The organism is Methylobacterium ajmalii, assembly GCF_036448855.1.
GTDB classification, from domain to species: Bacteria; Pseudomonadota; Alphaproteobacteria; order Rhizobiales; family Beijerinckiaceae; genus Methylobacterium; species Methylobacterium ajmalii.
Genome location: NZ_JAZFXT010000022.1, coordinates 1 through 21,763, shown reverse-complemented (window position 1 = coordinate 21,763; position 21,763 = coordinate 1). Strand labels below are relative to the sequence as shown.

At 72.2% G+C, this 21,763-nt stretch carries 24 protein-coding genes; 8 read left to right on the top strand and 16 right to left on the bottom strand.

Annotated features, from left to right (window positions below; all coding sequences use genetic code 11):
• Positions 1 to 117: 117 nt before the first annotated feature.
• Together modC and modB are read right to left on the bottom strand one after the other, a co-directional pair.
• Entirely contained in the window at positions 118 to 1,212 is a 1,095-nt protein-coding gene (modC, locus tag V3T34_RS08870; RefSeq protein ID WP_305079115.1) for a molybdenum ABC transporter ATP-binding protein, read from the bottom strand.
• 13 nt (positions 1,213 to 1,225) lie between these two features.
• Positions 1,226 to 1,912 carry a molybdate ABC transporter permease subunit gene (modB, locus tag V3T34_RS08865; protein WP_305079123.1) on the bottom strand — a complete coding sequence of 229 codons (687 nt, stop codon included), beginning with the start codon at positions 1,910 to 1,912 and terminating at the stop codon, positions 1,226 to 1,228.
• A gap of 153 nt (positions 1,913 to 2,065) precedes the next feature.
• On the opposite strand from modB, the gene V3T34_RS08860 reads away from it, so the two are divergent.
• The 5 genes from V3T34_RS08860 (at position 2,066) to V3T34_RS08840 (ending at position 5,744) form a co-directional block, all read left to right on the top strand.
• Entirely contained in the window at positions 2,066 to 2,743 is a 678-nt protein-coding gene (locus V3T34_RS08860) for a glutathione S-transferase family protein (RefSeq protein WP_305079114.1), read from the top strand.
• Positions 2,744 to 2,857: 114 nt separating this feature from the next.
• Positions 2,858 to 3,622, top strand: a complete 765-nt coding sequence (locus tag V3T34_RS08855) for an HpcH/HpaI aldolase family protein (protein ID WP_060846304.1) — start codon at positions 2,858 to 2,860, stop codon at positions 3,620 to 3,622.
• 22 nt (positions 3,623 to 3,644) lie between these two features.
• Positions 3,645 to 4,259: an alpha/beta hydrolase gene (locus V3T34_RS08850; protein WP_305079113.1), complete on the top strand. Its 615-nt coding sequence runs from the start codon at positions 3,645 to 3,647 to the stop codon at positions 4,257 to 4,259.
• Between the two features lie 210 nt (positions 4,260 to 4,469).
• A complete protein-coding gene (locus V3T34_RS08845; RefSeq protein WP_305079112.1) occupies positions 4,470 to 4,922 on the top strand; it encodes a hypothetical protein in 453 nt (150 codons plus the stop codon).
• Positions 4,923 to 5,171: 249 nt separating this feature from the next.
• Positions 5,172 to 5,744, top strand: a complete 573-nt coding sequence (locus tag V3T34_RS08840; RefSeq protein WP_305079111.1) for a pyridoxamine 5'-phosphate oxidase family protein — start codon at positions 5,172 to 5,174, stop codon at positions 5,742 to 5,744.
• A gap of 107 nt (positions 5,745 to 5,851) precedes the next feature.
• On the opposite strand, the gene V3T34_RS08835 is transcribed toward V3T34_RS08840, so the two are convergent.
• The 12 genes from V3T34_RS08835 to V3T34_RS08780 all read right to left on the bottom strand — a co-directional run bounded on the left by V3T34_RS08835 (position 5,852) and on the right by V3T34_RS08780 (position 16,009).
• Positions 5,852 to 6,358, bottom strand: a complete 507-nt coding sequence (locus tag V3T34_RS08835; RefSeq protein WP_305079110.1) for a hypothetical protein — start codon at positions 6,356 to 6,358, stop codon at positions 5,852 to 5,854.
• On the bottom strand, positions 6,355 to 6,570 hold the full coding sequence (locus V3T34_RS08830) for a hypothetical protein (RefSeq protein ID WP_060846309.1): 216 nt from the start codon (positions 6,568 to 6,570) through the stop codon (positions 6,355 to 6,357). The genes V3T34_RS08835 and V3T34_RS08830 overlap by 4 nt, the downstream gene beginning before the upstream one ends.
• A 22-nt stretch (positions 6,571 to 6,592) precedes the next feature.
• Positions 6,593 to 7,594 carry a formate dehydrogenase subunit gamma gene (locus V3T34_RS08825; RefSeq protein ID WP_305079122.1) on the bottom strand — a complete coding sequence of 334 codons (1,002 nt, stop codon included), beginning with the start codon at positions 7,592 to 7,594 and terminating at the stop codon, positions 6,593 to 6,595.
• A 9-nt stretch (positions 7,595 to 7,603) separates the two neighbouring features.
• A complete protein-coding gene (gene fdh3B, locus V3T34_RS08820) occupies positions 7,604 to 8,200 on the bottom strand; it encodes a formate dehydrogenase FDH3 subunit beta (protein WP_048448809.1) in 597 nt (198 codons plus the stop codon).
• 12 nt (positions 8,201 to 8,212) lie between these two features.
• Positions 8,213 to 11,155, bottom strand: coding sequence for a formate dehydrogenase subunit alpha (locus V3T34_RS08815; protein ID WP_305079109.1), 2,943 nt, complete (start codon positions 11,153 to 11,155; stop codon positions 8,213 to 8,215).
• A gap of 8 nt (positions 11,156 to 11,163) precedes the next feature.
• Positions 11,164 to 11,400, bottom strand: coding sequence for a formate dehydrogenase (locus V3T34_RS08810; RefSeq protein WP_048426164.1), 237 nt, complete (start codon positions 11,398 to 11,400; stop codon positions 11,164 to 11,166).
• A gap of 97 nt (positions 11,401 to 11,497) precedes the next feature.
• A complete protein-coding gene (locus V3T34_RS08805) occupies positions 11,498 to 12,094 on the bottom strand; it encodes a TorD/DmsD family molecular chaperone (protein WP_305079108.1) in 597 nt (198 codons plus the stop codon).
• Positions 12,095 to 12,223: 129 nt separating this feature from the next.
• Positions 12,224 to 13,030 carry a DUF3306 domain-containing protein gene (locus V3T34_RS08800; RefSeq protein WP_305079107.1) on the bottom strand — a complete coding sequence of 269 codons (807 nt, stop codon included), beginning with the start codon at positions 13,028 to 13,030 and terminating at the stop codon, positions 12,224 to 12,226.
• Positions 13,027 to 13,536 carry a DUF3305 domain-containing protein gene (locus V3T34_RS08795; protein WP_060846313.1) on the bottom strand — a complete coding sequence of 170 codons (510 nt, stop codon included), beginning with the start codon at positions 13,534 to 13,536 and terminating at the stop codon, positions 13,027 to 13,029. The genes V3T34_RS08800 and V3T34_RS08795 overlap by 4 nt, the downstream gene beginning before the upstream one ends.
• Positions 13,536 to 14,543 (bottom strand): DUF6352 family protein, encoded by a 1,008-nt coding sequence (locus V3T34_RS08790; RefSeq protein ID WP_305079106.1) that lies wholly within the window; start codon positions 14,541 to 14,543, stop codon positions 13,536 to 13,538. Before V3T34_RS08790 ends, V3T34_RS08795 begins: the two co-directional genes overlap by 1 nt.
• Before the next feature lie 228 nt (positions 14,544 to 14,771).
• Entirely contained in the window at positions 14,772 to 15,344 is a 573-nt protein-coding gene (locus V3T34_RS08785; protein ID WP_305079105.1) for a DUF6505 family protein, read from the bottom strand.
• The gene (locus tag V3T34_RS08780; protein WP_305079104.1) at positions 15,341 to 16,009 is read right to left on the bottom strand and encodes a biotin/lipoate--protein ligase family protein; all 669 of its coding nucleotides are present in this window, start codon (positions 16,007 to 16,009) and stop codon (positions 15,341 to 15,343) included. Before V3T34_RS08780 ends, V3T34_RS08785 begins: the two co-directional genes overlap by 4 nt.
• A gap of 201 nt (positions 16,010 to 16,210) precedes the next feature.
• Between V3T34_RS08780 and V3T34_RS08775 the strand changes: the two genes are divergently transcribed.
• Positions 16,211 to 18,190 carry a 4Fe-4S binding protein gene (locus tag V3T34_RS08775; RefSeq protein WP_305079121.1) on the top strand — a complete coding sequence of 660 codons (1,980 nt, stop codon included), beginning with the start codon at positions 16,211 to 16,213 and terminating at the stop codon, positions 18,188 to 18,190.
• A 3-nt stretch (positions 18,191 to 18,193) separates the two neighbouring features.
• Here V3T34_RS08775 and V3T34_RS08770 read toward each other — a convergent pair whose 3' ends face one another.
• Positions 18,194 to 19,462: a c-type cytochrome gene (locus tag V3T34_RS08770; RefSeq protein ID WP_331369147.1), complete on the bottom strand. Its 1,269-nt coding sequence runs from the start codon at positions 19,460 to 19,462 to the stop codon at positions 18,194 to 18,196.
• A gap of 135 nt (positions 19,463 to 19,597) precedes the next feature.
• Here V3T34_RS08770 and zigA point away from each other — a divergent pair, with 135 nt between their 5' ends.
• Both zigA and V3T34_RS08760 read left to right on the top strand, forming a co-directional pair.
• Positions 19,598 to 20,845 (top strand): zinc metallochaperone GTPase ZigA, encoded by a 1,248-nt coding sequence (gene zigA / locus V3T34_RS08765; RefSeq protein WP_305079102.1) that lies wholly within the window; start codon positions 19,598 to 19,600, stop codon positions 20,843 to 20,845.
• A 6-nt stretch (positions 20,846 to 20,851) separates the two neighbouring features.
• On the top strand, positions 20,852 to 21,133 hold the full coding sequence (locus V3T34_RS08760) for a hypothetical protein (RefSeq protein WP_305079101.1): 282 nt from the start codon (positions 20,852 to 20,854) through the stop codon (positions 21,131 to 21,133).
• Between the two features lie 11 nt (positions 21,134 to 21,144).
• On the opposite strand, the gene V3T34_RS08755 is transcribed toward V3T34_RS08760, so the two are convergent.
• Positions 21,145 to 21,600 (bottom strand): hypothetical protein, encoded by a 456-nt coding sequence (locus tag V3T34_RS08755; protein WP_305079100.1) that lies wholly within the window; start codon positions 21,598 to 21,600, stop codon positions 21,145 to 21,147.
• Between the last annotated feature and the right edge of the window lie 163 nt (positions 21,601 to 21,763).

The following is a 21,763-nucleotide window of genomic DNA, read 5'->3' as shown; positions in this document are numbered from 1 at the left end:
TTTGATTTCGCCGCATTTTCTTCGACGAGCCGGCATCGATCTCGTCGGAAAATGCTATGACGTGCGGCGACGACATCGACGGCCCGGGACGCGATCCGCGTCCCGGGCCGTTCCGTTTCAGATCTCCAGCACCCCGATCGTCTCCTCGTCGAAGGCGACGCTCTTCACGATCGCCAGTACCGGCAGCCCCGGCGCGAGAGCCAGTTCGTGGGCGGCGAGCCGGGTGACCTCGGCGACCAGCGCCGCGCCGCCGCAGGCGATCTCGACCCGGGCATGGGCGCCCTCCCCCGGCGTGACCGCGACGACCGTGCCGGGCAGGACGTTGCGGGCGCTCAATCCGCGCGGCGCCTCGCGGGCCACCAGCACGTCGCGGGCCCGCACCCGGACCCGGAGGCTGGAACCGGTCGGCAGGGGAACGCGCGGCACGGTGAGCCGACCCGGCGCACCGTCGAGGTGGGTCAGCCCGAAGGCGTCGTCGTGGGCGGCGACGCGCAGGGACAGGAGGGCGCCGGTCTCGGCCGTCTCGCGGCCCGGAAAGAGGGCGGCCCGGCGCAAGACCTCGGCGGCGGGGCCGCAGGCCGCGACGCGCCCCTCATCCAGCACCACCACGGTATCGGCGAGACGCGCCACCTCGGCCACCGCGTGGCTGACATAGACGATCGGCACCCGGGCCTCGTCGCGCAGCCGCGCGACGTAGGGCAGGATCTCGGCCTTGCGCGCCGCGTCGAGGGCCGAGAGCGGCTCGTCCATCAGCAGCAGCCGCGGGCGGGCGAGCAGCGCCCGGCCGATCGCGACCCGCTGGCGCTCGCCGCCCGACAGCCCGGCGGGCCTGCGCTCCAGGAGACGCGCGATGCCGAGAAGGTCCGCCACCGCGTCGAGGCTCGGCCCGCCGGAGCGGTGGCGGGCGAAGAAGCGCCCGAACAGCAGGTTCTGGCGCACGCTGAGATGCGGCATCAGCCGCGCCTCCTGGAACACGTAGCCGATCCGGCGCCGGTGCACCGGCACGAAGATCCGCGCTGCGGTGTCGAGGAGGACGACACCGTCGACCACGATGCGCCCGAGATCCGGCCGCACCAGCCCGGCGATCACGTCGACGAGGGTCGACTTGCCCGAGCCCGAGCGGCCGAACAGGGCGGTCACTTGGCCCGCCGCCGCGAACTCCGCCTCGAGCGCGAAGGCGCCGCGCCGGTGCCGGACCGAGACCTCGATCATGCCGGAGATCCGGTCATGCCCCGAGCCGGGCCTTGGCCCGCCGGGCGAGCCACTCCGAGGCGACGAGCGCCGCCATCGACAGGGCGACCGAGACCAGGGCGAGGCGCAGCGCCCCCGCCTCGCCGCCCGGCACCTGGGTCAGGGTGTAGATCGCCGCCGGCAGGGTCTGGGTCTCGCCCGGGATGTTCGACACGAAGGTGATGGTGGCGCCGAACTCCCCCATCGCCTTGGCGAAGGCCAAAACCGCCCCGGCGAGGATGCCCGGCAGCGCAAGCGGCAGCGTCACGACGAGGAAGATCGCGGCGGGCGCGGCCCCCAGCGTGCCGGCGGCCTGTTCGAGCTTCGTGTCCACCGCCTCGAAGGACAGGCGCATCGCCCGCACCATCAGGGGAAAGCCCATCACCGCGCAGGCGAGCGCCGCCCCGGTCCAGCGGAACGAGAACACGATGCCGATCTCGGCGAGCGCCGGCCCGAACCAGCCCCGGCGACCGAAGGCGAGGAGCAGCAGGTAGCCGGTCACCACCGGCGGCAGGATCAGGGGCAGGTGGACCAGCCCGTCGAGGAGCGCCCGGCCGCGGAACTCGCGCCGGGCGAGCAGGTAGGCGACCGCGAGGCCCGGCAGCAGGCTCGCCAGCGTCGCCACGCTCGCCACCAGCAGGCTGAGCCGGAGCGCGCTCCACTCGTCGGGGGTCAGGAACAGGGCGCGAGCTTCCCGGTGGGACGATCCTGCACCATGGCGGATCGGCGTCCGGAGTCCAGGCCCCGCACGGCAACGCTGCGTTTCAGTGCGCAACGGTTGATCCGCGCCGGCAATTGGGGAGTGTGAGGGCGACCGACCGCGATGGAGCCCCGGATGATCACGTTCTACTTCAACGGTTCGCCCAACCCGACCAAGGTCGCGCTGTTCCTCGAGGAAGCCGGGCTTCCCTACGAGGCGGTGGCGGTCGACACCCGCAAGGGCGAGCAGTTCGCCCCCGACTTCCTGAAGCTCAACCCGAACGGCAAGGTGCCGGTGCTGGTCGACGACGGCCAGGTGGTGTTCGATTCAAACGCGATCCTGCTCTACCTCGCCGAGAAGACCGGCCGCTTCCTGCCCCCGTCCTCCGAGCGCGCCGCGCTCCTGTCCTGGCTGATGTTCGTGGCGACCGGCATCGGCCCGTTCTCCGGCCAGGCGGTGCATTTCCGCAATTTCGCGCCGGAAAAGGTGCCCTACGCCAACGACCGCTACCAGTACGAGGCGAAGCGCCACTACGGCGTCCTCGACCGGCACCTCGCCGAGCACGAGTGGATGGTGGGCGAGGCCTACGGCATCGTCGACATGGCGGTGTGGGGCTGGGCCCGGATGCTGCCCTTCGTGATGGGCGAGGACGCCTATGCCGATCTCCCCAACGTGAAGCGCCACGTCGACGCGATCGCGGCCCGCCCCGCCGCCGCCAAGGCCGTCGCCCTCAAGGACCGCTTCACCTTCAAGGCCGAGTTCGACGCCGAGGCGCGCGGCCACATGTTCAAGCACCTGGCGAAGGCGGGGTGACTTCGGGCGGATGATGGCGTCCGTCCCGTTCGCGACCTCGTCCGGGGGCGCGGTTCGGGACGGACGAAGACCGACATTCGACGAGACCGACAACAAAAGCCGGGAGGCCACGCCATGAAATCCTTCGACAACCCGTTCAAGCGCGGCCTCGCCGAGGACCGTCGGCTCGCCGGCCTGTGGATGACCACCGGCTCGGCCGGCATCACCGAGCTCGCCGCCGGCGCCGGCTTCGCCTGGATGCTGATCGACATGGAGCACTCGCCCAACGACCTGATCCAGGTCGTCGACCACCTGCGCGCCGCCGAGGGCGGCACCGCCGAGCCGGTGGTGCGGGTGCCATGGAACGAGCCCGTGATGGTCAAGCGCCTGCTCGACCAGGGCGCCCGCTCGCTGATGTTCCCCTTTGTGCAGAATGCCGAGGAGGCGCGCCGGGCGGTTGCGGCGACGCGCTACCCGCCGCACGGCATCCGGGGCTTTGCCGGCGCCTCGCGCGCGACCGGCTACGGGTTGCGGCCGGACTACCACGCCCGCTCGGCCGGCGAGGTCTGCGTCGTGGTGCAGGTCGAGACCGCGCAGGCGCTGGAGGCGGCCGGCGAGATCGCCGCGGTCGAGGGCGTCGACGGGGTGTTCATCGGCCCCAACGACCTCGCCGCCAGCATGGGCCATCTCGGGAGGCCCGAGGCGGCACCGGTGCGGGCGGCGATCGCCGCCGCCCTGCCGCGGATCCGCGGCGCCGGCAAGGCGGCCGGCATCCTCAACTTCGACGAGGCCGGGGCGAAGGCCGAGTTCGAGGCCGGGTTCGGCTTCGTGGCGGTGGCGGGCGACGCCGCGCTGCTTGCCCGCGAGACCCAGCGGGTCGCGAAGCTCTTCGGCGCCTGAGCGCCGCATCCGGAGGATCCCGATGGCCGCCCTGTCGTTCCAGCACCGCTTCGAGCCCGCCGCCGACCCGGCGCTCCCGCCGCTCCTGCTCCTGCACGGCACCGGCGGCGACGAGGACGACCTTCTGCCCCTCGGCCGGGCGCTGTCGCCCGGGGCGGCCCTGCTCTCGCCCCGCGGCCAGGTGCTGGAGGGCGGCGCGCCGCGCTTCTTCCGCCGCCTCGCCGAGGGCGTGTTCGACGAGGCCGACGTTGTGCGCCGGGCCGGCGACCTCGCCGGCTTCGTGGCGGCGGCGCGGGCCGAGTACGGCCTCGCGGCACCGCTCGCCGTCGGCTTCTCCAACGGCGCCAACATCGCCGCCGCCCTGATGCTGCTGCATCCGGGCGTGCTCGCCGGCGCCGTGCTGCTGCGGGCGATGGTGCCCCTGGCAAATCCCGCGGCCGGACGCCTCGACGGTGAGCCCGTGCTGATCCTGTCGGGACGGATGGATCCGATCGTGCCGGCCGACAACGCGGCGGGCCTCGCCGCGATGCTGCGGCAGGCGGGTGCGGCCGTCACCCACGAGGCGCTGCCCGCCGGCCACGGCCTGTCGCAGGCCGACCTGGTGCGGGTAAAGGCGTGGCTCGCCGGTCACCCCTGACCGCGGGCCGGGGCGGGAGCGCCCGGCCGACATCCTGCATCGGCCGCCGTGCCCGATGCCGACCGGCCTGCGCGGCCGGATCGGCGGCACGGCATTGCCGGAATTGCCGCAAGGGCATGTTAAGCGCTGGCATCTAACGGCGAAGGAGAGTGACACGAGACTCGGAGGATCGACCCCGGATCTCGTATGATTGTCCATCGGAGCCGCGGAATGGACCTCGCTGCAAATCCGCCGGTCGTGAAGATCCTCGCTTTCGCGCTGTTCTCGCTGCCGATCTTCGCCACCACCTTGAGAGCCGGCATCATCCCGAAGCGCTTCGTCCTGACCTTCGCTTGCGTCGGCTTGGCGATCTACGCCTACGAACATCGCGCCGACTTCGCTTTCGCTCATGTCATGTCCGTGGTGAACACGACGACGGTCGTCATGGTCGTGGCACTCGGACTGTTCGCTATCGGCAGTCTCGGTGCCGGGATGGGGAAGTTCTACGTCGCGACCGTGCCGTGGTTCTCGACCTGGGACCTCGTCGCCGTCGTCGCGGTGGCCGGCATCCTCACCGTGCCGCAGATCATCGTGCACGGTCTGATCGGACGGCGGACCAGCATCCAGAGCGCCCCCTACCTGGTCGCTGCCGGGTGCCTGGTCATCGGCACCGCCTTGCGGTGACCGATGAAGCGGTGGCCGGCTCCATCCTCCTGCCCGTCACGGCAGCGCCAGCCGCCCGAATGCATCCCTCAAGCGCGGCAGGGCGAGATCCACGAAGGCCCGCATCGCCTCGATCCGGTCCATGATCGTTCCAGTTTCCGGAAGGCTGAATGCCGGATCGCGGCCGTTCCGCCGCGCTGCGGGGGAGACTACCTCAGGCGACGGCACCGGTCAGGATTCGATCCGTCCGGGTGCGATGGGAGGCCGGTCATGCGGCGGTTCTTCGAGATCCTGTTCACTCCGGCGGTGCGGGCGGCGCAGAGCCGCCTCGGCTCGCCCTTCGCCGGCCACGACGTGCCCGGCCCCGCCCTCGACGCCCGTCTCGGGCCGAACGAGGCCGAGTTCCTGGCGGCCCGCGACAGTTTCTTCCTCTCGAGCGTGTCGTCGGACGGCTGGCCCTACATCCAGCATCGCGGCGGGCCGGCGGGGTTCGTCCGCGTCCTCGACGCGGACACGATCGCCTGGGCGGAATTTTCCGGCAACCGGCAGTACCTCACCCTCGGCAACGTCGCGGGCGACGACCGGGTGGCCTTGTTCGTTCTCGACCATGCCGCTCGACGGCGGCTGAAGCTGATCGGCCACCTCGCCTTCCACGAGGCCCGGGAGCGGCCGGATCTGGTCGAGGCGGTGAGCGTCGCGCCCTACCGGGCCCGGATCGAGCGGGTCGCGGTGCTGCGGGTCGCGGGCTTCGACTGGAACTGCCCGCAGCACATCACCCCGCGCTTCACCGGCGCCGAGATCGAGGCGGCGATGCAGGCCTCGCGAGGCGAGGCCCTGGCCTAGAATGCTTCACGATCGCGTTGCGATCGTGAAGTTCTCCAGGTTTTTGACGTTGCGGCATTGTCCGACGAGCCGGCATCCGCGTCGTCGGACAATGTTCCGGGTCGCCGCTACTGCGCGGCGAAGAATTTCAGGTCGAGCGCCGAGAGCGAGAGCAATGGCGCCGGCATCACCACGCCGGCGACCCGCATGGCGCGGGCCGCCGCGCGGCAGGCCTGGATGTCGCCGCTCGCCGCCGCCGCATCGACCTTCGCGACCAGTTCCGGGCTCGGGCCCTTCGGTGCCGGTGCGGCGGCCGGCGCAGGCGCCGCCTGGCTCTGGGCCTGGCCCTGGGGGCCGGCGGCCCCCGGCCCGGTCTGAGCCACCGGGCCGCTGAGACCCGACTTCTGCTGCGTCTCGCCGGCGCCGTTGCTCGGCAGCTGCGCCGCGCCCTTGTCGGGTGCCTGGACGGCGGCGGTGGCGGGTTGCGCCGGGGCCGGGGCCGGGGCGTCCGGCGCCTTCGGGTGCACGAAGGCGACGAGCTCCTGGCACAGGTTGGCCGGCGGGCCGCCGGCCTGCGCCGCGGTCACGCCCGCGGCGAGGCCGGCGGCAACGAGGAGGAACAGGCCTGTCTTCACGAGCCCGCCTCCGCCTTGTGGTGTCCGCCCTGGCCGGGCTCCTTGATGTCGCCGGTCCAGCGCGGGCCGACGAGGTTGGTGCCGGGGTCCGAGACCCGGGCGCCCGAGGTGGCGAAGGCCTGGTAGGCGAAACGCTGGTTCTCGGCGAGCAGGAAGCTCGCCGCGGTGGCCAGGACCACGGCCGCCGCCACGGCGACCAGAAAGGCTTTCATCGCTGCTGCTCTCCCCGCCCGTTCACTCGGCCGGCACCTGACCGCGGCCGAGCTGCGGCCCGCTCGCGGTCTTGGCCTGCTGCTCTTTCACCCAGAGGTCGTGGTGGACCTTGGCCCAGGCCAGGTCGACCTCGCCGCTGCCCATGGCGTCGTAGGCGCCCTCCATGCCGAGCGACCCGATATAGATGTGGGCCAGGATGCCGGCGATGAACACCACGCCGATCAGCGAGTGGATCACCTGCATCACCTGCATCCCGTTGATGTCCGTGACCGCGAACGGGAAGATCATCATCAGGCCGGTGGCGCTCATGGCCAGCCCGAAGCCGACCACCATCCAGAACACCATCTTCTGGCCGGCGTTGAAGCGGCCGGCGCTCGGATGCGCGTCGCCGATCAGGCCGCCGCCCTGCTTGAGCCAGATCCAGTCGATCTTGCCGGGGATGTTGTCGCGCACCCACAGCACCAGCATGAACAGCACGCCGAGCATGAACGGCCAAGCCAGGTAGATGTGCGCGTACTTGCCGTACTGGGCCAGGGTCGCGAACGCCTCGGGCCCGATCAGCGGCATCAGCAACCGCTTGCCGAAGATGTAGTTGAGGCCCGACAGCGACAGCACGATGAAGCAGGACGCCGTCATCCAGTGCGAGAAGCGCTCGAAGCCGTTGAAGCGAAGGATCTTCTTGCCCGATTCCTCGCTGTGCTCGAGCCGGATGCGCCCGCGGGTGAAGTAGAACAGGCCGAGCGCGGCGATCATGCCGAGCACGGCGAGCGCCCCGATCCACGGCATCCAAGATTCGCGGAACGCCCGCCATTCCCGCCCCTGCGGCTGGATCAGGTTGGCGGCGGTGGCGTTCGGGATCGAGATCCGTCCGTGGATCTTCGGGTCCTGCTTGAACAGCATCTCCTCGTTGACCGAGGAGGCGGTGGGGTTGGGGGCGCCGTCCGGCGCGCGGACCTGGGCGAGGGCGGGGGCCGCCAGCGCCAGGGTCGCCGTCAGGAGGGCGATGGAGGTGAGCCTGCGCATCGACATCCCTCAGATCGCGATCGTTTCGCGGTAGGCCGTCTTCCAGCCCCACGCGCCCGAGCCGTAGCCGCGCTTGATCACCCGCTCCTTGTAGATCTGGGCGATCATCTCGCCGTCACCGGCGAGCAGCGACTTGGTCGAGCACATCTCGGCGCAGAGCGGCAGCTTGCCCTCGGCGAGGCGGTTCGAGCCGTACTTCTCGTACTCGGCGACCGACAGGTCGGCCTCGGGCCCGCCCGAGCAGTAGGTGCACTTGTCCATCTTGCCGCGGGAGCCGAAGTTGCCGACGCGGGGATATTGCGGTGCCCCGAACGGGCAGGCGTAGAAGCAGTAGCCGCAGCCGATGCACAGATCCTTGGAGTGCAGCACCACGGCATCCGCCGTGGTGTAGAAGCAGTTCACCGGGCACACCGCCGCGCAGGGCGCGTCGGTGCAGTGCATGCAGGCCATCGAGACCGAGCGCTCGCCGGGCTTGCCGTCGTTGAGGGTGATGACCCGGCGACGGTTGATGCCCCACGGCACCTCGTGCTCGTTCTTGCAGGCGGTGACGCAGGCGTTGCACTCGATGCAGCGGTCGGCGTCGCAGAGGAACTTCATTCTGGCCATGAGGATCCCCCCTTACGCCGCGCTGATCTGACAGAGGGTCACCTTGGTCTCCTGCATGCCCGTGACGGGATCGAAGCCGTAGGTGGTGACGGTGTTGACGCTCTCGCCGAGCACCACCGGGTCGGCGCCCTTCGGGTAGAAGTCGCGCATGTCCTTGCCCTGGAACCACCCCGAGAAGTGGAACGGCATCCAGGCGACGCCCTTGGCGACGCGATCGGTCACCAGCGCCTTCACCTTGGCCTTGGACGAATTTTCCGGGCCGTACACCCAGACGAACTGGCCGTCCTTGATGCCGCGCTCGGCGGCGTCCTGGGTGTTGACCTCGACGAACATGTCCTGCTGCAGCTCGGCGAGCCACGGGTTCGACCGGGTCTCCTCGCCGCCGCCCTCGTACTCGACGAGGCGGCCGGACGACAGGATGATCGGGAACTGCTTGGCGATCCCGCGATCGACCGCCGCCTTCTGCACCGAGAAGCCGACATTGGGCATGCGGAACTGCCGCTCGTCGGGCCGCGTCGGGTACTTGGCGACGAGGTCGGGCCGGGGCGAGTAGACCGGCTCGCGATGGACCGGCACCGGGTCGGGCAGGTTCCAGGCATTGGCCCGGGCCTTGCCGTTGCCGAACGGGATCACGCCGTGATCGAGGCAGACCCGCTGGATGCCGCCCGACAGATCGGTGGCCCAGCTGACCGCGTCCGGGTTGTTCCCGCCGATCCGCTTGATCGTGGCGAGCTCGGCCTCGGTCAGGTCCTTGTCCCAGCCGAGCTTGCGGAACACCCCGAAGGTGAATTCGGGGTAGCCGTCGGTCAGGTCGGAATCCTTGGTGAAGGAATCCTCGGCCAGCAGCGTCTGCCCGTTGCGCTCGGTGCCGAACCGCGCCCGGAAGGTGCTGCCGCCCTCCTTCACGTGCAGCGACGTGTTGTAGAGGATGTGGGTGCCCGGATGCTTCAGCTCCGGCTTGCCCCAGCACGGCCAGGGCAGGCCGTAATAGTCGCCGCCGACCTCAGGGTCGTCCTTCGGCGCGCGCAGCGTCACGAGGTCGAACTTGTGCTGGTTCTTCATATGCGCCTTGAGGCGCTCGGGGCTCTGGCCGCTGTAGCCGGTCGACCAGCCGCCGCGGTTGATCTCCCGCAGGAGGTCTTCCGCCACCGGGATGCCGTCCACGACCTTGATGTTCTTGAACAGCGACTCGGCGAAGCCGAGCTTCACCGCCATCCGGTAGATGACCTCGTAGTCGTTCTTCGACTCGAAGGCCGGCTTCACGACCTGCTCGCCCCACTGCAGCGTGCGGTTCGAGGCGGTGCGCGACCCGTCCATCTCCAGCGAGGTGCAGATCGGCAGGAGGTAGGTGTTGTCGCGCCGCGCATCCATCGCCGCGAAGGTGGTCGGGTGCGGGTCGGCGACGACCAGCAGCTCCAGCTCCGCCATGCCCTTCACCGCCTCGGGCATCCGGGTCACGGTGTTGCCGCCGTGGCCGAACACCATCATGGCCTTGAGCGGCGTGCGCTGGTCGACCTGCTCGGGCGGCAGGCTCACCGCGTCGAACCACCGGGTCGAGGTGAGACCGGGGGTCTCCATGTTCTCCTTGCGCGAGCGGGCCTTGCGGCCGGCGCTGGCGGGCACCTCGTCGAAGCGCGACTGCAGCCAGTCGTACTCGACCTCCCAGACCCGGGCCCAGTGCTTCCAGCCGCCCTCGACGAGGCCGTAATAGAGCGGCAGCGTCGTGACATCGAGGCCGAGATCGGTCGCGCCCTGGACGTTGGTGTGGCCGCGGAAGATGTTGGCCCCCGTCCCCGGCTTGCCGACGTTGCCGGTGGCCAGGCACAGGATGCACAAAGCCCGCACGTTGGCGGTACCGACCGTGTGCTGGGTCGCGCCCATGCACCAGATCAGCGTCGCGGGCTTCTCCTTGGCGAAGAGCTCGGCGACGCGCTTCAGCTGCTCGCCGGGCACGCCCGACACCCGCTCGACCTCGTCGGGCGTCCACTTGGCGACCTCCTTGCGGACGTCGTCCATCGCGTAGACGCGCTGCTCGATGAAGGCCTTGTCCTCCCAGCCGTTCTGGAAGATGTGCCAGAGGATGCCCCACACCACCGGGATGTCGGTGCCGGAGCGGATGCGGACGTACTCGGTCGCGTGCGCCGCCGTGCGGGTGAAGCGCGGGTCGATGACGATCATGTTGGCGCGGTTGATCTCCTTGCCCGACAGCACGTGCTGCATGGAGATCGGGTGCGCCTCGGCGGGATTGCCGCCGAGGATGATCATCGTCTTGGCGTTGCGGATGTCGTTGTAGGAATTCGTCTGGGCGCCGTAGCCCCAGGTGTTGGCGACGCCCGCCACCGTGGTCGAGTGGCAGATGCGGGCCTGATGGTCGACGTTGTTGGTGCCCCAATAGGCCGCGAACTTGCGGAAGAGGTACGAGGCCTCGTTGGTGAACTTGGCCGAGCCGAGCCAGTAGACCGAATCGGCGCCGTTCTTGGCGCGGATCGCCTGGAGCTTGTCGGTGATCTCGGTGATCGCCTGGTCCCAGGAGACCCGCTGCCACTCGCCGTTGACGATCTTCATCGGGTAGCGCAGGCGGCGGTCGCTGTGGACCAGCTCGCGGATCGCCGCGCCCTTGGCGCAGTGGGCGCCCCGGTTGATCGGGCTCGCCCAGGACGGCTCCTGGCCGACCCAGACGCCGTTGACGACCTCGGCCGTCACCGTGCAGCCGACCGAGCAGTGGGTGCAGATGTTCTTGCGGATCAGGACTTGAGCCGGATCGGCGGACGAGCCGGCGGCCTGGGCCGGACGCACCGCGCCGAGCCGCATCGTGCCGAGGGCCGCGAGGCCGCCGGCGGCGAGTCCCGATTTCCGCAGGAAGCCGCGGCGGTCGAGGGTGTGGGCGGTCAGGCCCGCGGCCAGCGCCTGGTGGCTGCCGCGGCCCGCAACGCCGCTCCTGCGCTTGGTCAGCATCGCCGGTCTCACTTCTTGAGCGTCTCGTAGCCGTTGGTGCGGTAGAAGGCCTTGACGTGATCGGTCTCGCGGTAGCGCGACCGGGTCTCGGCATTGCCGGGGTCGTAGGCCTGCGCCTCGGTGGGCGTCAGCGGCACGGAGGCGACCGCGGCCGCAGCCGCGGCGGTGCCGCCGCCGAGGGCGCGGAAGAACTGGCGCCGTCCGAGCCGGGTGTCGTCCTTCCGGGTGTCGTCGTCCTGCCGCATCGCGGCTCTCCTCTTCGAAACCGTCTCGCCCGGCGCCGCCGCGACCGGCGCACCGTGATGTCGTGAGGGGCTGACGCCCCGGTCTTCGTCCGTCGGCCTATGCCTCCATGGCGAAGGCTTCCGTCTCGATCGTCGTGAACACCTCGCCGAGCTCGCCGACCGCGCGGTAGAACGGCGTCGTCGCCTGCGCGGCAACGTCGGTGAAGAAACGCCCGACCCACGGCTTCAGATGCCGCTCGAAGAAGCGGTGATCCGTGTCCGGCTCCGCCGCCAGGCGGCCCGAGGCGAGGCTCGCCATGACCTCGAGCAGGGTCGCGGCGTGGTCCTCCGGCTCGCTCGACGAGGGATCGCGCTCGAGGCCGAGCGCGGCCAGGTCCTGGCGCACCCGTGCCAGCGGGCGCTCGTTGAGGAAGCCCGTGAGGTAGTACGAGGCGTAGGGCATGATCAGCCCGCGGCCGACGCCGACGAAGAGCGCGAAGTAGTCGCGCCCGACCTCGCGCGCATCTGCCTCGCGGGCGGCGCGGCCCAGCGCCTCGTGCGCGCGGCCGATCGGCGAGCCGTCGCCGGTCAGGCCGTGCAGCGCCGCGAGCAGGTCCGGCGCCGGCGCACGCCCGAGCAGGGTCGCCAGGAGGTCGTATTCCTGCGCGCGCAGCGCGTCGATCTCCTCGACCGGACCGGTCCCCTGGCTCACCATCACCTCACGCCACGCAAACTCGACCTCCCGACGGATACCGTTTCCCCTCTGTTTCTGGTGGAGGATCGGGCAGTCCGGGCCGGCACCATAGCCGGGAAACCGTCGCGCGCAATTCTACTTTCTAACGCTTCAAATCGGACTCGCCCCGCCATGGCGTCGCAGGCGGGGTGGAGCGGCGGGATCGGCGGGGCGCTCCGAACCGGGTCCGCGGCGATTCCCTGTGGCATTCGCGGTCGCGTGACCGAGCGGGGACAGGGCCGGGGGGACGAAGGGAAGCGCGCGAGCCTCGCCTGTCACCTCTGGCGGGGTGAGGGCGGGGTCCCCGTCCGGGGGATGCAGCGCGCCTTCGCGGGGAACCGCAGGTTCGACGCCGGGGTGAGGGTGTATTTCCGACAGAGCCTGGTCCGGGGACACTTCCTCAGCCTCGCCGCGAACCCGTGGTTCGCCGCTCGCGTCGCCGGCGGCGAGGTCGGCGGGGCCCTCGCGCCGCCCGCGGGAAGAGGAGGAGGACGCGCCCGGATCGTCGGGTTCGGCGGCCGCGGGCTGATCCCCGAACACCCGCTCGACCATCGCCCGCACCTCCTCGGCCGGGATCAGGCCGCCGGTGCCCGGCACACCGCCGGGGGTGTTCCAGTCGTAGGCGTATTCCCGCGCCTCGCTGACGAAGTCGCGGATTGCGGGATCGACCGACCACATCCGGCGCAGCGCCGCGTTGCGCAGCACCCGCGGCACCCCGGCGCGCAGGAACGGCGCGAGGTCGGTGGCGGCGGTAAGGGTGTCGAGGGAGGGGAGCGCGGCCAGGTCCTCGGGGGTGAGGTCCCCCTCCTCCGCCGGCTCCGCGGCGACGTCGGTCGCGGGCACCTCCGGTACCTCGGCCGGCCGGCGCGCCTCGTCGCGCTTGCGCCGCGACCAGCGGGAGAGGAAGCCGTCGCTCACGGCTCCTCCGGCCGGCGCCGGGCGCCGGCTTCCTGGCGGGCCAGCGCCTCCGGATCGGCCCGATCGCGCTTGCGCTTGTGGAAGACCCGCTCGACGTGGAACGCCCGGTAGAAGGCGCCGACCTCGGCCTGGATCTCGGGCGGCATCGGCACCGCCTCGACGATCTCGCCGATGCCCTCGGCGAGCGATTCGCCCTCGTAGGGATCTGCCGTGACGGTCGCGACCGCGTAGGTCTCCGGGCCGGTCTCGCGCAGCGCCACCCAGAGCGAGGGCTGGGCCGCCGCGAGGTTGTCGCCGTAATGCGCCGTCTCGGCCGGGTGCAGCTCGACCTCGTAGGCCCCGGCATAGAACGTCTCTTCCTCCTCCGAGGCCGAGAGGCGGGTCCATGGCGCGGTGCCGGGGAGCCCCGGCAGCACCGCGACGGGCAGCCAGGCATGGCTCGCCCACGGACCCTTCAGCCTGCGCTTGGCGACGACGACCCCGACGGTGATCAGCTGCGTGCCCATCAGGCCTCTCCGGTCGCGACGAGGGGGAGCCCGGCGATCAGGTTCTGCGGCTTCATCGTCACCAGCCGGTCCGGGGTCATGGCGAGCAGGAGGTAGACCGGCCGGCCCTCGAGGCGCGGGTCGGCCCGGGCGGGATCGAGGATCGCGAGGCGAAACAGCGCCAGCACCCGCTCGCTCGCGGCGGAATCCACCGCCTCGCCGCGCCACAGGGCGTTGCCGATCCGGGTTCCCTCGGCGTCGAGGCCGACGAACCAGCGCCAGTCCCTGTCCTCGATCGCGGGGATCGGCGCGACCGTTACCTCGACCGCCATCAGGTGGCGCAGGAAGGCCTCGATCGCCCGCGCCAGTCCCTCGCGGCTCCTGGGATCCGAGCCGAGGTTGAGCGCCATGCTGAAGGCGTCCGACCGGCTCCAGTAGGTCCAGGCGTTGTCGCCGGTCAGAACGTCGAGCTCCGAGACCGGCTCGCGCCCGAGCATCGCGACGAGGGGCGATGGCCGCCCCGCCCCCTCGGCCTCGTCGATCAGCTCGGCATCGGCGAGCAGCAGCGATCCGTTGCTGACCGAGGCCCGCTGCGGCCGGAAGAACAGCTCGGCGGCCCGCAGGGTGTAGGGGTCGTCGCAGCCGTCGAGGGCGTTGCGCAGGATCAGGTGGACGAGCTGGTTGAGGAAGAGCGGGGGCGTGCCGGCCGCGCCCCTGCGCACGAGGTCGAGATAGGCGGCCTCGACCGAGCGGGCGGCGAGCAGCCGGTCGCGAAAGGCGAGGATCATCTCCCAGTTCTCGCGGGCATCGGCGTCGGCCAGGGCCGCGACCTCGGCGGGTGCCACCCTGCGGCGGGGATCGGCGAGGAGCGCGGCGTACAGCGCCCGCTCGGCGTCGCAGGCCTCGTCCGGCGGCACCAGTTCGGGGCGCGCGAGATAGGCTAGCAGCAGCTCGTCGGTGACGACGAGCCCGCCGCCCGCATCGCGCCGGGTGAGATGATGGCCGCTCGAGACCCAGAATTCAGGCATGGTGGGGATTCGGAACCGGATGAAGAATAGTGTTGCCAAAGATGGACGATGAGGCCCGGCATCCCACCCGCGACCTCATCCTGAGGCGCGACCAACGGGAGCCTCGAAGGAGGCCTCCAGAAGGCGCAGGAATCACTGGAACCCTCCTTCGAGGCTGCCGCAAGCGGCAGCACCTCAGGATGAGGTCGCGGGTGGGATCGCGGCCGGCGGCGTGAAGCGACGAAACCGTCATCGCGGATCGCCGTCCGGCTTGCCTGCCAGCAACCCTGCGAGGTCGACCCGCTCCTCCGGCTCGTCGTCGGTCTCGTAGAAGTCGAAGGCGCGGGCATAGGCGTGGCGCCGGTCGGTGCCGGGCACGGCGCCCTCCCGGGGGCGCAACGCGCGGAAGCGCTCGCGGATCTCGCCGTCCTCCAGGGTCCGGTGCAGCGCCAGCACCGTACCGACCGGCGGGCCGCAGAGCGATTCGGCGATGCCGATCTCGTCCCGGGCGGCGGCGAGCGCGCTCGCGCGGTCCGGCGCGCCGAGGCGGGCCTGGAACTGCGTCGCCAGGGCCTCGGTGGCGGCCTCGCGCTCGGCCTCGCTCGCTTCGCTCACCACCACCAGGGTCGAGAAACCGAACGAGTCGATGCCGACGAAGCCGGCCCGGAACGCCGCCCGCGCCTTGCCGGCGAGCAGGGCCGGATCGTCGTCGAGGAACAGGAAGCTGCCGCTCACCGCCCACTCGCCGGGCGGGGCGGCCACGGGGAAGACCAGGGTGTCGGAGGGGTCGAGGCGAAGGGTCCGGGGAAGCTTGAGGCTCACAGGCGCGGCCCTCCCCGGGCAGGGTCGAACCAGCCGGCGCCGTCGAGGGCGGGAAGGCCCGCCTCCGTACCGAGGAACCCGCGGGCCCGGGCCCGGGCACCGGCGGCCCCGTCCTCGGCCCAGAGCGCGAGGCCGCGCAGGAGGTGGCGGGCGAAGCTCTCGACGAGGGCGACACCCGTGGTCTCGAACCCCTCCTCCTCCAGCGAGGTCGAATCCGGCGTGTGGCCGGGATCGCCCGCCTCGCGCTTCGAGGCGATCAGCATGCCGGAGAACACCAGCCAGTCCGGCACCGCGTCCTCGCCGCAGGATTCCGGCCAGGCGAGCCGTCCGCCGCCGAGGCGGGCGCGGTCGAAGAACAGGGCCCCGGCCGCATCGACCGTCACCGGCTTGTCGGGCGGCCCGTGGCTGCCGACCGTCTCGGCCAGCGCCGTCAGGCCGACGAGCCCGGCGAGGCGGGCGACCGCGAGCGGCTCCTCCGGCGCCAGCACCACGGCGACATCGACGAGATCGGGCCGGGCGCCGACCACCAGGGTGCCGGCGGCCTCCGCGTCGGCGGCCGCGAGGGCGCGGGCCCGCTCGTGCGCCGTCTCGCGCGCAGCCGGCGGCAGGCGCACGGCCCGGAAGGCGGGGGGCAGCAGCAGCCCGGAGGAATCCGCGAGGGTCATGAGGGAGATGAGCGGCCTGCGCGCACGTGTCGGATCGTTCTTTTTAACGGCTCCTATATAGGGCTGGACCACTGAACAAGGGGCATGACGCCCCAGGGGGCGCGAGGCGCCCCGGCCTCCGGCGAGGCCGGGGACCGCGCCCGGTCGGAGACGTGCGCGGTGTCGGATCGGATCGTGATCGCCTGTTCCTGCGAGGGCAGCATGCCCCTCGATGCGGCGGCGATCGGCAAGGGCTGCGGGGGCAGGCTGGAGACGGGCGACCAGTTCTGCGGCCGCGAGCTCCCGCGGGTGCGGGCCGCCCTGGCCTCGGGCATTCCCGTCACCGTGTCCTGCACCCTCAAGGCACCGCTCTTCCGCGAGGTGGCCGAGGAACTGGGCGCCGAGGACCGCGTCGCCTTCGTCAACATCCGCGAGACGGCCGGGTGGTCGGCGCAAGGCGCCGCCGCCGGGCCCAAGATGGCCGCCCTGCTGGCCGCCGCCGCGGAGGCGATGCCGGCCCCCGCGAACGTGAGCTTCGAGAGCCAGGGCGTCGCCCTGGTCTACGGCCGCGACGAGGCGGCGATCGAGGCCGGGCGGCGTCTCGCCGACCATCTCGACGTGACGGTGCTGCTCTCGCGGCCCGGCGAGGTCGCGGTGCCGGCGAGCGGCGAGGTCCCGGTCGTCAAGGGCACGGTGCGCACCGCCAAGGGCCATCTCGGCGCCTTCACCCTCACGGTCGACGACACCGCCCTGCCCCTGCCCTCCTCGCGCCGGGCGCTGGCCTTCGGGCCGTCCCGGGACGGGGCGACCTCGACCTGCGACATCGTCGTCGACCTCACCGGCGGCACGCCGCTCTTCCCGGCGCACGAGCTGCGCAGCGGCTACCTCCGGGCCGACCCCGGCGACCCGGCCGCCGTGGAGCGGGTGCTGTTCGAGGCGTCCCACCTCGTCGGCACCTTCGACAAGCCGCGCTTCGTCGACTTCCACGCCGACCTCTGCGCCCATTCGCGCTCGCGCATCACCGGCTGCACCCGCTGCCTCGACGTCTGCCCGACCGGCGCCATCGCGCCGGCCGGCGACCACGTCGCGATCGATCCCCATGTCTGCGCCGGCTGCGGCTCCTGCGCCTCGGTCTGCCCGACGGGGGCCGCCGCCTACGCCCTGCCGCCGGCCGACGCGCAGATGCGGCGCCTGCGCACCCTGCTCGCGGCCTTCCGCCAGGCCGGCGGCACCGCGCCGGTGCTGCTGATCCACGACGACGCGCACGGCGCCCCCCTGATCGATGCCCTCGCGCGCTTCGGCGACGGGCTGCCGGCGGACGTGCTGCCGTTCCCGCTCAACGAGGTGACGCAGGTCGGGCCCGAGCTCGTGGCCGCCGCCTTCGCGTACGGCGCCGGCGCGGTGCGGTTCCTCGTTCGCGCCCGGCCCAAGCACGACGTCGCCCCGCTCCTGCGCAACGCCGCCCGGCTCGAGACGATCGTGCAGGCCCTCGGCTACGGCGCGCCGGCCGGCGGCGCCGTGGTCTCGCTGATCGAGACCGACGATCCCGACGCGCTCGGCGAAGCCCTGGCGACCGGGCCCCGCGGCACCCCCGCCCCGGTCCCGTCGGGCTTCATGCCGGACGGCGACGTGCGCGGCGTCCTGCGCTTCGCAGTCTCCGAGCTGCACCACGCCGCGCCGCATCCCGTCGACCGGGTGGCGCTCGATGCCGGCGCGCCCTTCGGCGGCCTGTCCTTCGACACCGCGTCCTGCACGCTCTGCCACGCCTGCGTCGGCGCCTGCCCGACCGGCGCGCTCGCCGACGATCCCGACCGCCCGCGCCTGACCTTCGCCGAGAGCGCCTGCGTGCAGTGCGGCCTGTGCGCGGCGACCTGCCCCGAGGACGTGATCGGCCTCGTGCCGCAGCTCGACTTTGCCGCCTGGGCGGCGCCCCGCCGGGTGCTGAAGGAGGAAGAGCCGTTCGCGTGCATCGCGTGCGGCAAGGACTTCGGCACCCGCAGCACCGTCGAGCGGATCGTCGGCCGCCTGCGCGACCGCCACTGGATGTTCGCAGGCCCGGCCGGCGAGCAGCGGATCAAGGCGCTGATGATGTGCGACACCTGCCGGGTCTCGCACGTCCTCACCGAGGGCTTCGACCCCCATGCCGCGGAGGAGAACCGGCCGCGGACCTCGGAGGACTACATCCGGGCGCGGCAGGGTTGAGCCTCAGCGTGTCGCCTTCTCCAGGAACCGCACCAGGGCGGCGCGGTCCTCGGCGTCCTGCACGACCTGCTCGGGCATCTTGGTGCCGGGGGTGAACCGGGCGGGGCCGATCTCGAACAGATGCGCGATGGTGTCGGCGGTCCAGACGATGTCGAGCTGCCGGAAGGCCGGCGAGTAGGTGTAGCCCGGCGCCGTCGCGATGCGGCGGCCGAACACCCCGTGGAGCGTCGGCCCGGCGCGGTTGCCGCCGTCCGGCGTCAGGGTGTGGCAGGCCTCGCAGGCGCGAAAGACCTCCGCGCCGCGGTCGCCCGCGAAGGCCGCGAGCCCGTCGGCCGGGCGCGGCATGGCGAGCGGCCCGATCGGCTCGCCGGTGGCGAGGTCCCAGCGCCGCACCAGCCGGTCGCCGCCGCCGGTGACGAGCTCGTCGTCGCCCCGGAAGGCCAGCGACCAGACCGGCAGGCCCGGCCCGACCAGGGTGAGGCGCACCCGCGCCGCCTCCCGGTCGATCACCGCCACCGCCCCGCCCACCGTCGCGGCGGCGAGCCGCTTGCCGTCGGGCGAGAGCGCCAGCGCCACCACCGGGCGGGGCCCGACCGCGACCTCTCCCCGGACCCCGCCCCCGGGTGCCAGCAGGTGGACCGCCCCGTCGGCGCCGGCCGCCGCGATCGCCCCGTCCGGCGCGGCGGCGAGCGCGTTGACCGGCGCGGGCAGCGCGATAACGCGGGGCTCCCCGGCCTCCGACCAGATCCGCACCGTCGCGTCGTAGCCGCCGGTGACGAGGCGGCCGTCGGGCAGGAACGCCACCGCGTTGACGTTGCCGCCATGCTCCCGGACCAGCACCGGCCCGCCGTCGAGCGGCGTCACCCGGGCGGTGCCGTCCCAGGCCGAGGAGGCGACGCGCCGCCCGTCCGGCGACACCGCGAGCCCCGTCACCGGGCCGGCATGGCGGATCAGGACCCGCTCCGGCTCGGGCCCGGCGCGCCACAGGGCGACGCGGCCGTCCTCGGCGCCGGTCAGCATCCCGCCGTCGGGCAGCCACGCCACCGCGTTCACCGCCCCCTCGTGGAAGCGCAGGACGCGCAGGGCCGTGCCGTCGTCGAGCGACCACAGGATCGCCGACTGGTCGAAGCTGCCGGTGAGCGCCCGCGCCCCGTCCGGCGTCACGGCGAGCGCCCGCACCGGGCCGCCATGCCCGCGCATCGGCATCTCGGCGCGGGACGCCGCGGGAAGCGCGACCGCGAGGGCGAGGAGGGCGAGGCGGAGGAGACGCATGCGGCGCGGGATTGTCCTTACGGTGGCGCCCGGCTCTACGCCGCGCCTTCCCGGGCGGGAATGAGCCGCGGTGCCACGGGCCGGACGCCTTGACAGGAATAGCAATGTTATATTGTTACGAAACAGGAGGTGCCCATGCCCGACGTCGTGTCCCCTGTCCGCTCGCCCGATGCCCCGGCCCCGGATTCCCGCCTGCCCGTCACGGTGCTGTCCGGCTTCCTCGGGGCGGGCAAGACCACCCTGCTCAACCATGTGCTCGCCAACCGCGAGGGCCGCCGCATCGCCGTCATCGTCAACGACATGAGCGAGGTGAACATCGACGCCGACCTCGTGCGGGCCGGCGATGCCGGCCTGTCGCGCACCGACGAGCGCCTGGTCGAGATGACCAACGGCTGCATCTGCTGCACCCTGCGCGACGACCTGATGCAGGAGGTGCGCCGCCTCGCCGAGGAGGGCCGGTTCGACGCGCTGCTGATCGAGGCGACCGGCATCGCCGAGCCGCTGCCGGTCGCCAGCACCTTCTCGTTCCGCGACGAGGACGGCCTGGCGTTGTGCGACGTCGCCCGCCTCGACACGATGGTGACGGTGGTCGACGCCGTGAACCTCCTGCGCGACTACGGCTCGCACGACTTCCTGCGCGACCGCGGCGAGGTGGCGGGCGAGGAGGACACCCGCACCCTGGTCGACCTCCTGGTCGAGCAGATCGAGTTCGCCGACGTGATCGTGATCAACAAGGCCGACGACGTGAGCGCCGAGCAGCGCGACCTCGTGCGCAAGGTGGTGCGAGGCCTCAACGGCGACGCCCGCATCGTCGAGGCGGCGTTCGGGCAGGTGCCTCTCGCCACCGTGCTGGAGACCGGGCTGTTCAGCGAGGAGAAGGCCCAGACCCATCCGCTCTGGTACAAGGAGCTGTACGGCGCCGCCGCGCACGTGCCGGAGACCGAGGAATACGGCATCGGCTCCTTCGTCTACCGCGCCCGCCGTCCGTTCCACCCGGCCCGGTTCGACGTCTTCACCAAGGAAACCTGGCCGGGGCTGATCCGGGCCAAGGGCCATTTCTGGCTCGCGACCCGGCCGGACTGGGTCGGCGAGTTCTCGCTCGCCGGCTCGACCGCCCGTGTGACGCCCCTCGGCCGCTGGTGGGCCGCGGTGCCGCGCGCCCGCTGGCCCGAGCATCCCGAATGGCGCTCCGAACTGGAGCGGCACTGGAGCGACACCTGGGGCGACCGGCGCCAGGAACTCGTCTTCATCGGCGCCGGCCTCGACGAGGCGGCGATCCGCCGGGCCCTCGACGCCTGCCTCGTCGGCGGGGAGGACGGGCCGGTCGCGGCCGACCGGACCCTGCCGGATCCGTTCCCGGCCTGGACGCCGGGCATGGCATGACGCTCCGTGTTCCATAGCCTCAAGGCCCTGCGCGCCCGGGCGAGCGCGCAGGCCGCGTCGCGCAAGGATCTGACGGAGCGCACCCGCCGGATCCTGGCGCTCGCCGAGGAGGATGCGCTCTCGGTCAACGAGATCGCCTGCGCCGATCCCGGCTGCCCAGATGTCGAGACGGTGATCCTCCTGATGCTCGCGGGCCGGCCGACCCGGGCCGTCAAGATCGCCAAGCCGATGGAGACGGTGACCGAGGCCGATATCCTGGAAGCCGCCTGCGGGACGGAGCCCCGGTAGGGCTTTCCACCTCAGGTGCGCTTGAGCTTCGGGCTCGAGCGAATGAGGGGCGCGGGGCCATCCGGCGCGGCGAGCCAGGTCCGCCGTTCCGCGATCAGCGCTCGCAGCCGGGCACGACGCGCATTCGGCCCGGGGCAGTCGCAGCCGGCGAGATCGAGCGACCCGCCGTCGAACAGGGCCGCGATCACCACAGCGATCGTCACCGCGATGAAGGTGGCGAGCGGCCAGGCCAAGCCGATCCCGACGAGGGCCGCGACGACGAGCTTGCCGGCGAGCGAGCCGACGAGCTTGGCCTTCACCAGCACCAGGAAGGCGCCGCCCCCGCCGAGCCCGCCCCGCACCGCCCGAACGGTGCGCCGGCGCAGGCGATGCCGGGCCTCCAGCGCCTCGAGACGCCGCAGGTGACGCGCGACGCGGAGGGCGTCGGCGGAGGGACCGGGCGGGGATTCGACGGTGGTCACCGGCATGATCGTATCCTCGTGCCGCTCGGGGCTTGCCGGAGCGACGGTCGGGACGAGAGGAGCGCAGGGTCTCTCCTCTCCCCCGCGGGCGGGAGAAGAGGCGGTTCAGTGCACCTCACAAAACTCCCGCCGCAATGTCGCTGCCACAGCAAGCCGAGGCGGTGATCGG